A 12,400-nucleotide genomic window follows, 5' to 3' on the forward strand; every position below is an offset into this window, starting at 1 on the left:
TTGGCGAAAATCGAAAGTGCTACGTGACTGCAACCTGTGACAATATCTTTATCCGATCAAGATTAGAGAAACTTCAACATCCGGCACAACAATAATACCCAGAATTAAGCTGTCTTTTTAATTTATATCTAAATAACTTCAGGAATTACTTTTTCTTCAACTTCCGTGACTCTACACTTACTCAGACAATATTACCTGGAGTTAGGGCATTTAAATTCCGCTTCTCCAATACCCTAAAACAGATAAGTAATGACTAAAGTTATCGCTCCAAAACTGAAACCCAAAAAACACTCTTTATCTTTTGATAGTTTTCTGTAAGTATTCATACTAGTCCTTATCCATATAGAGAATAATAATGAAGGATTATGTGATTATTGGTGGCGGTCATAACGGCCTGGTCTGCGCTTGTTATTTAGCAAAAGCGGGGAAAAAAGTAACGATCCTTGAACGCCGATCTATAGTCGGAGGGGCAGCAGTAACTGAAGAGTTCTACCCGGGATTTAGAAATTCTGTAGCAAGCTACACAGTAAGTTTACTCAACCCGAAAATCATCGAAGATCTCAATCTCCGTGAACATGGCTTGGAAATCAAGTTACGGCCACAAGCTAACTTCTTTCCACTTTCAAATAGTGAAAGTCTCTCTTTCCATAAAAATATCTTGGATACACAAGCTGAGATTGCACGTTTCTCAGAAAAGGACGCAGCTACCTTACCTGACTTTTATGCCATGCTGGAAACCGTAGCAGATATTTTGCGCGAGGAATTACTCCGCTCTCCCCCTAATGTGGGCGGTGGCTTTGTGGATTTAGTTCGTGCTGGGGGCTTTGGCTTAAGAGCGAAAAAGTTGAGTATGTCATCTCGTCGCGATGCACTTGACCTGTTCACCAAGAGTGCTTCAAGTGTATTGGATGCCTGGTTTGAAAATGACCATGTCAAAGCTGCATTTGCTTTCGACTCTATAGTCGGAAATTATGCAGCTCCCAGCACTCCTGGCTCTGCCTACGTGCTGTTACACCATGTATTTGGCGAGGCTGCTAACGGTGAGAAAGGCGCTTGGGGACATGCTATGGGCGGTATGGGCGCTATCACTCAAGCCATGCGAAAAGAAGCTGAGCGCCTTGGGGTCAATATTCGTACAGATGCGGAAGTCAAAGAAGTTCTGGTAGACCGTAGTCGTGCCAACGGCGTACGACTTAGCAGTGGAAAAACTATTACGGCTGACAAAGTAATCGCCAATGTCGGTCCCAAGCTGCTTTACTCCCGGATGATTGACGAACAACACCTAGAGCCAGAGTTCCGCCGCCGCGTACGTGGCTTCAGGGTGGGTTCCGGTACTTTCCGTATGAATGTGGCGCTGTCTGAACTCCCAGACTTCATCTGTAAGCCTGGAACTCACCTACAGCAGCATCATCAATCTGGGATAGTCATTGGTCCAACAATGACCTACTTGGAGCAGGCCTTTGTCGATGCAACTCAATACGGCTGGTCAACACACCCCATTGTAGAAATATTGATCCCCTCCACCATCGATCCTACTCTTGCTCCAGAAGGCAAACATGTCGCCAGCCTATTTTGCCAGCAATTCGCTCCAGAACTTCCGCAAGGAAAAAGCTGGGACGACTATCGTGACCAAGCTGCAAAAACAATTATCGATACCGTCACCCACTATGCACCCAATTTTCGTGATGCGGTAATCGCCCAACAAATTCACTCACCGCTAGATTTAGAGCGCAAATTTGGCCTCATGGGAGGTGATATATTCCATGGCGCCCTAGGACTGGACCAACTGTGGAGTAATCGCCCCTTTATGGGCTTTGCAGATTACCGCACACCGATACAGGATCTGTATCTCTGTGGCTCGGGTAGCCACCCGGGAGGCGGAGTTACTGGAGTACCTGGGCATAATGCTGCTATGGAGATTCTCAGAGATAGATAAGAGTGGCCTGCAGTATGCGGGCCCTTTGTCGCTTTACTACCAATTAGTCTTGATTCCAACTAGTAGCTCTAAAGAGTCTGCTATTTTAAATAGTTGGAGCACCTATTTCGAACACTTCACAGACCCCTCTGGCGCTACAAAATATCTGAGTGCCAAACAGTTATTTCCTTTGAGGATGATTGAATATCTAGTGCCCAGCGCCACAAAAACCTTTATTTTGATTATAGCCCCCTTCCATTTATAGCCATCAAGGTTCTTCACGACTTTAATGGGAATCTGCCGCCGCAGCTGATTTAGAAAATAGCACTTCTATAACAGTTTATTTATCTTGTTGGTTCCTACACTTCCGATCTCTATATCTCTTACATAAACACTTCCTATTTAAAGATTATATGCAGCCATAAGCTGAGCAAGTGATAATCTTCAGCTGCGAGAAACATTGGATAAATGACATAGACCTCACTATGAACCAATTAATTTAATGTTCGCATACTAAAAAATCTTAGCTTATTAACTCAATACTTTAACAAATATTAGCAACCACAAAACCCTAAACACCTAAAGCAATTAATATAATCTTTTAGGCAAATATTTTCTGCTTTTTCTAGCATAAAAACTGGCGCCGGTTATTTTCTAATTAACTATCATCGAGTTGTAAACATGTACGGCGGTACTATATTATGCGCCCGCACATAAATTAAGTGCGAAAACAAAAATGGCTGTACCACTACTTAAAACCTATTAATTTAGAGGGATCAGATATGAACAGAAGTCATATTTTTCTTTCATTGGTAGTGCTCTCAGGGGCATCCCATGCAGCCCCCCTTTATAACTTTGTTGAGATAGACCAAACCGCAAGTTTTATAAGCGGTCATAATGTTGCAAAACAACCGGTAGTCAATGATGCCGCAGTAAGTAAAGAATATACGTTAATGGAACGCACCGCTTCTTTAAGTGCTGTTTCGGTTACTCCAGACGGTAGGCAATATACTGCAGAAGTAGATCAAGAATCCTTATCGCTATTGGAGCAAGCGATAGCAATTATTGAATCTCATGGTTTGGATTCAAGGATTTTTTCATCAAAAGGACAGGCGCCCACCATGATTCGTGGTGAGGAACAACTGCTCCCCACAGTTGTAATTGGTACCGACGACAGAGTTCAAATTACTAATACCGTGCAAAATCCTCACTGGTACAATGGCCGCATTGATGTAGGCTGTACCGGTACATTGATTACCGCAAAGCATGTGCTAACAGCAGGACATTGTGTTTCTGATGGCTCCGGCAACTGGTATAGTTCTCTTGATTTTACAGTGGCTCAATCTGGTAATTATGAGCCCTGGGGGAGTGAATCCTGGACAAATGCTGTGACTACCAGTGCTTGGCATAATAATTCAGATACGAACTATGACTATGCAATTATTGTGTTAGCGGAACCACCACACAATGGATATTCCGGATGGGGTGTCTATTCTGGCGGCACTCATAGTGTTACTGGATACCCAGGAGATAAGCCATTTGCTACTATGTGGACAGATTCCGGTAGCACGTCTTCAAGTACATACAGAGTGTGTTACACATTAGATACAGCTGGCGGTCAGAGTGGCAGTGGGATTAAAGACACGTCCAACAGTGTTCGCGGAATCCACACAACTGGATCATCCTCGCAAAACTGTGGAACGCGTATAACCAGCTCCGTCTATAACACTTTGCAGGATTGGATTGAGAATTACCCATAAAGTAAAATTACTTCACCCAAATTTAGGATAAGGCGCCCTTGGGCGCCTTTTTTAAAAGTATGAGAACGCTAATTTCTTTAGTATTTTTTCTAAGTGCATGTGGAATGATGGCAGATGATGAACCCGAATGGCAGCGAATAATGGTGAGAGGCAGCCTAAAAACACCTGATCCAGTTTTACAGGAAGTACAGCGTCTGGAAGAATTAGGAAAGGTAAAAGATGTGGTTATTCTTGAGTCCTATCCATTACAGATATGGTTTAGTTCCGATTTTGAGACAGCCGAGAAGCTGAAGTCCCTGTCAAATAAATATAGTTCATCTCGCTAGTTTTCTCTTTAACTACGCGCGAATGATAATTTTTTATAGGTTCGTGTTAATAGTAAAAACCCGCCACAGCAAATTATAGTTCCAAAACACCGAAATTAATCTAACGACCTTTCCTCTTTGTTATTCTAGCTCAGGTTTTTTCCGACCATAGCAGTGCTCCACCAATCAAGGAATAATGAGCTTTAAACAGAAATCTACTCCTCAGCTAGCAATAAGAGCATATGCAGCTCGAAACACTAACCCGAGATCGTCCGGTCAAGTGATAGTCCCTACTGGTTGCTATAGCTCTTTTAGGAGGGATTGTAGTGAAATCGCGCAACTGACACAGGCCCAGCCCTCTCATTTCTCTGATCTCCCTTTTTACTTCTCTAGGGCTCGTTGAATCGCAGGACCAAGTTGGCGCTTCCGTGAGATCACCCCCTCAGCAACAACCATGTCATCGACTACATGATCTCCAAATGCCGAGATAACAACAGCCTTATCTTGGTCATCACTCCAAAGCAGATAAGATCGATTTTCACGAGTGTCAACGATTGCGAAGATCAAATGATCGATACCTTTCTCTTTCTTTATCTCGCCCATAGCAGATTGCAGCTCGTATCTCCTATTAATCAACGGCTGGGCTATCAGCGTTTCAGCAACACCGATGCCAACTTCTTTTCCCCCAAATTCAAAGTCCTTATAGTCGAGTAAAATGATATCCTTAGCCGAAAAGCCACCCAAATCAGATTTTGCCATCAACATACGCTCTGCGAATTTATCGATATCATCTATACCAGCTCTCTTGGCCAGCATTTGAACATAAGCTCTGTCGTATTCAGTTGTGGTAGGTGATGTCAGGTTAACCGTATCCGAAAGAACTGCGGCCAACCCCATACACGCCAGATAAATCGGCAGTTCAATGTCAAACATGCGTGCATGGTCAGTCAAAATCGTGGCGGTCGATCCCCAGGGCTTTATCTCTATACTAATTACATTCGGAATATTAATTGGTGATCCACCAATCGCATGATGGTCGATTATTGCTACAATCGAGTCTGGGTCAATTCCAGTTGGCAATTGTGTGCTTTGATTAAAATCAACTAACCCAACAGTCTTTCCTGAAAAATCTTCGATTATTTTTGGCTCATCAGCACCACATTGATCAATTGCATAGCCAGTTTCAGGATTAACTTTACTGGGCGTCCCAGGCTTACCACCATAAATAAAGGCTGCTAGTAAGCTCCCGCTAACAGAATCAGTATCGGGGACTTTATGCCCGATCCAAACTAAATTCTGGCTGCTTTTTAACTCCTTCCTCAAATAGTCAGCAGTAGATAACTTATCGCCCTCCAGTTCTGAGGAACTGGATTCCTGCGCGTTTGATGTGACACCCACAGCTAAGCAAAGTGAAAATATGACTCTCAAAAACAGATTGGGAAAACCCTTTGGTCCGTACTTACCTAATGTCGCCAGACATAAAATCAAAAATCTCATTGGCACCCTCCACAGTCATCTACCAGCAGTGAAATAGAAACTTTGATAGATAGCCGGTGTTGCAACCAGCCTTCAGCCATACCATTTCCTCACCCGGCTACATATTAAGTGGATCGTAAAATTATTAATCCTTTCTAAATAAACAGGTAGGCAGTTCGTAATATAGACAAGGTGCAAGTATTTAACGGACGGGCCAGCTATATGCCTGCTATACCGATGCAATTTGTCGCATACGGCTACAACTAAGCATATTTCTTCGCAAGCTTTGCCTAATAATTCAACTCTACTTTTAACTAAATACGCGCTAAGGACATCAGTTACCTATGAATATAAAGTATAAGCCGTCAGTCCTATTGACAAAGGATCAGAATCTTGCTGAATGTTAGGTAATTATGCAAATAAATATGATTGACGAAAAACCTACCATGAAACACCCAGACATCTCTTGATGCAACATCTCTGAATGACCTTCTGATCAGCAAAAGATTACATATCTCGCTAACGCGCCGCCTCTATCTAAAGTCATCTATTTTAAAAGGGCAAAAATACTCTTGTTTAAAATCTGACTTATTACTACCGAAGCTCAGAGTTGTTGCGCTCTCTCAGCACATTAAGGCTTTCTCTTTCGGTGACTTTTGACTCATGCATAAGGTTCTACACAATGAATTGGGTACGCTTAAACTTATCATAACTTGGCTCTCCTTAACCCTCAGCATTACGGATGAGGCTTCAGTACCACTTCTCAAGTTTTCTCCTGCCCATCACTTTAAAACCAACATGCTCGCTTTCTTAAATGATCAAAATTTGAACACCATTGGTGCTGGTAGCTTGGACCTTAAAGTTTGAAACGAATGTGGAGCCGCTTACCGGTATTTCATGGCCCTAACAACCAAATCGGAGATGGACAGCCTTCATGACTTATGCCTGTCCAGTGCTAATACCTCACTCAAATCTTTGGATGTCCTTAATAATTCTTTCTGAAAGGCGCTTAGTGTTATAATTTTCGTATTGTGATAATAACAAGGTCTAAAAATGGCAAAGTATATTTACCTCCCCGTAAACAGTGAAGAAATGCTAGAGTTTGCGGAAAATATGGCGAGCGCATGGAGTATTCCGAAGAATCATATTCTTGCCAACAAGGTGACATCCGGTATTGGTAAGTCTATGTACCGCTGGATAGATAAGTGTCTCAGTAGCCTCAAATCTGGTGATACTCTTTATATTGTTTCTCATGGTACTGGCGCTGGTGATGGTGAGCAAATTGGTGCTCAACGCAATAACGGTAAGAATAAACAAACCAAAGTTTTCGAGAGAGGCGTAGAGTCGTGGCAGGGTGGAGAATGGAAAACCTATACCCCGACGCAACTAGCAGCTACTTTGGTTAAAGAAGGTTTACCTGGTAGTTTTGTGGACCTGCATCTCTGTGCTTGCGGGTCTGGTTATGACGGTGAGAGGCTAAGGCCCTGGGCACAGCGTTTACGTGAGGCGATGGCCACTACCCATAAAAGCCTAGAAGTTACTGGGTACCTTGGTTGGTTTGACGCTACTGGCAGCTCTGTCAAGATTAAGGTTAATACCAAGTATTATGATTTGAATGAGCGTGCAGTGACCTTTTCTTAAGAGTTATTAGCTAAAGGTTACTGTAGACATCTGCAAGGGTGTTCAAAGCTCTATCAGCCTAACACCTATAGGCTTTTGTATTTCTCCAGGCGATCTGGAACGCGGATCGCCTGCTGCCATAGTGCTAGATTCTAATTTTGAGTTGGGCTCGTCCAGCATCCGAGAATTTTAGTTCATAGACGTAAAGAAGCCTCTGTAAACTATAGTCTTGGCGAAACACTTTCGGTCTTAACAAGCTCCAAATTAGTATATTTTGGGTGTACAGCAAAGGCGACTTTCGGCGCTTCCTCTCACTAATCTAGCCCTACTCCAAGCACTTCACGCCACAATCGCCTTATTTCCATCCAACAACAAAGTTTTCCAGAATCTGAGCACAAACTCCAATTATTTTACACTCCTTGATTCCAAATTAGAGTAAAGATTCAACAGAAATGATTTTTGTCGCATAACTAACTTCTCCTTTCAGTCTTTGGCTGTTCTAAATCATCTCTGCATCTGTATTTGGTAATGAGCAGGAACTGCTTAATTAAATATTCCTTATAAAAAGTTTTCTGCACAATAGTTATTATTTGAATATTTTACGTTATCAAGAATGTGCACAAGGGCCTTAGTAGTATTTTGAGTCAAATGTGAATCGCGATGGTAGATAAAGGCTTTGTATACCCATTTTTGATTACTTTGCCGTACACCAATCACTGTAGCTCTATTTCTTTCGTAACCAAAGTAAGCGTAACCATATGAATTGTTATCATCTCCTCCTATAGATAATCTGCGTATTTTCAATTTTTTATCACTATTATTTGTTAACACAGAATTCTCTGCAACATTTCGCGTGCTAGAGGTTGGAGTTTGATACATTGACGTTCCTGCATCGAAAGCAACATGGCATACAGATTGATCAGTCATAGTGAATCGGCACCCGGAAAGCTCCATGGTTAAAAAAAGTTGACATCCGGTAAAGACTCATAAACTCTGCGATTTGTATGCGTGACTTTATTAGCTTCGTAAGGAAGCCAGTACACCCCAATTCGGTATTCATCGCACTGATCATCTTTTCCTTCTAAAGTAAATCTTTTTCCGTCATTTGTTGTTGCTTTAAAATATTTCACACCAGCTACTCGATAAGAGAACCCAGAGGTTGAGATACGAATACTTTTTATCTCACTGTTGTCTGTTTGTTTAGCTTCATTAACCCTATCCCAAAATACATCTCCAATATTGAAGAAATATCTTATTGCCTCTAGACCAGCCTTAGAATAACCTCCATGTACCTCTAAGAAAGAGGAAATTCTGTCAAGATCATAACGTGTTATATGTTTTTCCCTATTTATCCCCAAGCGAAGCGCTGCATAGTCAAGTGCGCCCTCTGGGAGTTTAAGTTGGCTGCAAATCGCATCAAGTTTCATAATCATCCTTTTTAATTGAACTTACACTTCTTTCACAGTGACTTTTAATGCTTTTAAAATCTCCCATTTAATTCTATTCAAATATCATTCAAGGTAATGCTATTTTTTAATATCGGCATAGTGGGATACGAATTCCTTTTACCCCTCAATAGGCCAGCTATAAAAGTCTAAACATTAATACAACTCTCACAAGCACAACCAGTTAAACTAACAGGAATCGCCATAACCACCTACAAGCCTCGCTCAGTAGTCGGAATACCTATCTGCGATCAATAATTTTTTTTACTTTACCAGATTTGTTACTTATTTCCCCAGGTTGCAAAATTTCTATAGTGATTCTTGAGGCCGCTTCGAGTCCAAGGAAAATCATACGAAGGGTTACATCTGAACTGGTGAGATTCTTATAACACTTTCGTGATAAATGATCTTTATCTCGATTATCGACAGATTCTCTCGCTTCAATTTCAAATGCCAAATGATCGTGTCCATCAACTTTTTCGATGATACAGTGGTAAAATGAGCTAAGACCCGTGACGGCAGTGATAGCTTTTTCTAGCGCAATTGGATAGACATTCCCACCATTGATTGTGAACATATTATCAATACGCCCCTTGATGGGGCCCAAATAGGTCCCGGGATGGCCGCATTCGCAAGGGCCTTTGTGCATCTCCACCAGATCATGAGTGTTATAGCGAATCAGTGGAAGGGCTTCACGTTGCAGAGCGGTTATAACTAATTCTCCAGTAGCACCATCTTCACATGGTTCTCCTGTATCAAGGTCAATAACTTCTGCATGAAAGAAGTCTTCCCACACATGTAAATTATGATATTGGCATTCACTTGCTATCAGTCCAAGCTCAGTGTTTGCATACATATTAATCAGCCTGGCGTTGAATAGCATCTCATAGTGGCTCCGAAATTCTTCAGAGAATAGTTCACCCACCATAAATATATTGCGTATGTTTAAGGACGCTAGAGATATATCCTTCTCCAGACAGTGGCGTTCGAGCCTAGGTAATAAGGAAGGAAGGCAGACCATATAATCCAGCTGATACCTTTGAAGGCTCTGGAGCTGATGGCCTACCCCAAGAAATGAATCTGCAGGAATAGTGAGGCCAAATATTTCAGCGGCAGCATGACAAATCATACCACTGGGCCAGGGACCATAAGTCATTGCGCACAAACACTTATGGGACGGCTCGACACCTGTAAATAGGAAACTGCGTGCTTGTGAGATTATTGCATTATTAATATCTTTGCGGGTATAAGGTACATGTTTGGGAGTACCAGTGCTACCCGATGTGTGGCAGTAGCGTATGATATCGTCAAAAGCCATACTCACTGTCGGCATAGGCTTTAAAAATATTTCTGAGCTTATAATCGGCAGTTGTTGTAAATCTTTATAGCTTTGAATTGCCTCTATATCAACTTTGTTTTGTTCAAGTAATTCACGATAGTAGTTAGACTTTGCAAAAGCCTCATTGAGCAGCCACCTGAGTTGATTATTTTTAAATGCCTGCTGTTCAGTTCTAGACTGACTATTTTGGTGCAAAAAATCTGCCAGTAGTTCACTATAGTTCATAAATACACTGGTAATCTATTTATAGATATTTAATTGGTCGTTCTGCAGAAAAATGCACACGGTGTAATTCCCGTCGTTGATTGTAGTCATTTACTGCATAGTGTAAGACTTGGTGATTATTCCAAAGCACTAGGGTGCCGGGACGCCATTGCACTCGGCAATTAAACTCAGGTTTTTCGATGTGTTTAAATAGATAATTTAGCAGCCCCGAACTTTCATCAAGTGTCATACCATCAAAATGCGAGGTGGTAGTCCGATTCAAGTAGAGGAAAGGCTTACCAGTTACAGGGTTTCTACAAACTGCCGGGTGTACTGCAGATTCCAGTGGCATTAATTTTAGTGCCCGCTCTATACCAGAGCTACTCTCACCTGAACTTTCCATTAACTTTGATAATGGTTGTTTCTTGAGCATTAGCTCTGTGGTATGTATCACATTGAGGGATTTAACTACTTGCTGCATTGCAGTTGAAAGGCTCTCGTAAGCAAGTGTTGAACTTGTAAAAAGGGTATCGCCTCCTCTGTTGGGAATATCAATACCATACAAAGCTATACCTTTTACCGGCTTGGAATAATATCCCTGATCATGATGCCAGATCCCACCAGTATTTTTCTTTTCACCGATCTCTTTGATAATCCTAGCAACTTGTGGGTACTCCTCAGAGTGACCTTGAAAGAAGAAATAATTTTTTTGAAGTTCTCCAAATAAGCCGCAGAAATTGACAAATGCTTTTGTATCCAGGTCCATATCCCTGATAACCAATAGCTCATGCTCATGCCATAGGTTTTGCAATGTTAGTCCTGTACTTTGATCCAAATCCGCCAGCTCTTTAGCTGGAATCTCAATCCCGAAATTACCAGTTAAATAGTTAAAATTCATAAAATGCTCTCGATCTCAGTTGTTGTGAATTGTGACCAGTTCGACAATTTTAATGCTTCGGGTAAACCACCCGTTGAGCGCATCATTGCGGCTCTAGCTGAACAAAAAGTTGCTGCGCGAACAATTTCTTTTAACGTATCCAGCTGATCGTTAACATTGTTAAGAGCAGCCATTCCACAGGGCACGAGGTCCTGATTATTACCTTCACATGAGAAACTCATCTGACGCACCGGTGTCGACCTGGCCTTTATTTCCTGGAACAAAGCCGACGTTAACTGGTGAATTCCTTTACAGTGATTGAAAGATTCAACACTTAAATTATCTGGCAAACCTCCGTTAAGGCGATGATCCATTAAAATCAATATTTGTCGATCAAGCATTTCAGATAGACGATGGATAATTTCCAGCATAAATTCAGCAGAAGCTGCCAGCCCAATCGCATAAAAGAGTCCGCCATGCCAGGGACCAGACTCAAGAATTAGGGGGTTGTCAGCGACGGCTAGAGCTTCGGAACGAATTTTAGCTTCGGAGTAATCCAATAAATCAAGGCAGTGTCCAAGTATCTGAGGAGCACAGCGAACAGAATAACGAGCTTGTAACAAAGTTTTCTTGCCTTCGACAATCTTCGGCGATTTTAAATAGTCACGTCGTAGTTGTGTCAGCAGGTTACCTGCCCGAGCATAGCTGGTGTGTACCTCTCCATAATGCAAACCTTCCGAGAAATGTTCATCTCCTGTGCCTATCGCCAGGGACATAAGCGCAACAGATTTAAAACAGTCCCTTAATACCTTCCTTAATTGATAATCATGTTCGATAGCCCATGAAGCCATCATGGCATTGGTATTTACTAGACCAATTACGTCGCGGGGGCCCTTTGGTCCATCCTCGAATAGAGGAGATATAGCATGGGCCATAGAAATTAAGTCACCGCTGGCTCCCAAGCTACCTTTTCGGGGAACTCTGGGAAGAGATTCACTGTTTGCCAGGTTAAGAAGTGCTTGATAAGTGGAAGGATGGATGCCAGATAAACCATGGGCCGTTTTCCGAGCTTGTAGTTTCAAAGCGCGTCTGACGACCGACTTCGGCAGAGGAGTACCGATACCAACTTGTAAATATTCCAATAGGTTGACTTGGGTATTTTTCCATTGATTTGGATCTAAAGAATTTCGCTCATTCTCACCATAGCTAGTGTGTAGGCCATAAATGGGGTTATCAGTATCGTCGATCTGATCTTGAAGTAATGCATAGGAGCGTTTAACTCTGGAAATATCTTTGTCACTCGCGAGAACTGGGTTGTGTAGATATCCCCACTCATACCAAGTCTGCAAAGGAAAAGTTAAAGCTAAACTAAAATTAGCTTCAGAGGATACTGCATTACTATTCGCTGCTACGGGATAGCTGAGAGATGGCGTAGACACTCTAACTCCAAAACTTTTTG

10 protein-coding genes are annotated in these 12,400 nt (G+C 42.0%); 4 read left to right on the plus strand and 6 right to left on the minus strand.

The annotated features are described in order from the left end of the window. Positions 1–355 precede the first annotated feature (355 nt). The 3 genes from ACJJI4_RS12805 to ACJJI4_RS12815 all read left to right on the plus strand — a co-directional run bounded on the left by ACJJI4_RS12805 (position 356) and on the right by ACJJI4_RS12815 (position 4,001). Positions 356–1,936 carry a phytoene desaturase family protein gene (locus tag ACJJI4_RS12805; RefSeq protein WP_444925397.1) on the plus strand — a complete coding sequence of 527 codons (1,581 nt, stop codon included), beginning with the start codon at positions 356–358 and terminating at the stop codon, positions 1,934–1,936. Positions 1,937–2,697: 761 nt separating this feature from the next. After that, positions 2,698–3,675, plus strand: a complete 978-nt coding sequence (locus tag ACJJI4_RS12810; protein ID WP_444925398.1) for a trypsin-like serine peptidase — start codon at positions 2,698–2,700, stop codon at positions 3,673–3,675. A 104-nt stretch (positions 3,676–3,779) separates the two neighbouring features. Beyond that, on the plus strand, positions 3,780–4,001 hold the full coding sequence (locus tag ACJJI4_RS12815; protein ID WP_444911163.1) for a hypothetical protein: 222 nt from the start codon (positions 3,780–3,782) through the stop codon (positions 3,999–4,001). Positions 4,002–4,361: 360 nt separating this feature from the next. Here ACJJI4_RS12815 and ACJJI4_RS12820 read toward each other — a convergent pair whose 3' ends face one another. Then, positions 4,362–5,477 carry a manganese-dependent inorganic pyrophosphatase gene (locus tag ACJJI4_RS12820; protein WP_444925399.1) on the minus strand — a complete coding sequence of 372 codons (1,116 nt, stop codon included), beginning with the start codon at positions 5,475–5,477 and terminating at the stop codon, positions 4,362–4,364. Positions 5,478–6,509: 1,032 nt separating this feature from the next. Between ACJJI4_RS12820 and ACJJI4_RS12825 the strand changes: the two genes are divergently transcribed. Then, positions 6,510–7,097 carry a hypothetical protein gene (locus ACJJI4_RS12825; protein WP_413662643.1) on the plus strand — a complete coding sequence of 196 codons (588 nt, stop codon included), beginning with the start codon at positions 6,510–6,512 and terminating at the stop codon, positions 7,095–7,097. 537 nt (positions 7,098–7,634) lie between these two features. Here ACJJI4_RS12825 and ACJJI4_RS12830 read toward each other — a convergent pair. The 5 genes from ACJJI4_RS12830 to ACJJI4_RS12850 form a co-directional block, all read right to left on the minus strand. Next, entirely contained in the window at positions 7,635–8,003 is a 369-nt protein-coding gene (locus tag ACJJI4_RS12830) for a hypothetical protein (protein WP_444925400.1), read from the minus strand. 29 nt (positions 8,004–8,032) lie between these two features. Beyond that, a complete protein-coding gene (locus ACJJI4_RS12835; RefSeq protein ID WP_444925401.1) occupies positions 8,033–8,503 on the minus strand; it encodes a hypothetical protein in 471 nt (156 codons plus the stop codon). A gap of 259 nt (positions 8,504–8,762) precedes the next feature. Then, positions 8,763–10,085, minus strand: a complete 1,323-nt coding sequence (locus ACJJI4_RS12840; protein ID WP_444925402.1) for a phenylacetate--CoA ligase family protein — start codon at positions 10,083–10,085, stop codon at positions 8,763–8,765. A gap of 19 nt (positions 10,086–10,104) precedes the next feature. Then, positions 10,105–10,962: a TauD/TfdA dioxygenase family protein gene (locus tag ACJJI4_RS12845; protein ID WP_444925403.1), complete on the minus strand. Its 858-nt coding sequence runs from the start codon at positions 10,960–10,962 to the stop codon at positions 10,105–10,107. Beyond that, on the minus strand, positions 10,959–12,380 hold the full coding sequence (locus tag ACJJI4_RS12850; protein ID WP_444925404.1) for an aromatic amino acid lyase: 1,422 nt from the start codon (positions 12,378–12,380) through the stop codon (positions 10,959–10,961). Before ACJJI4_RS12850 ends, ACJJI4_RS12845 begins: the two co-directional genes overlap by 4 nt. Between the last annotated feature and the right edge of the window lie 20 nt (positions 12,381–12,400).

It is taken from the genome of Microbulbifer maximicatervae (SeqCode), from assembly GCF_052467305.1.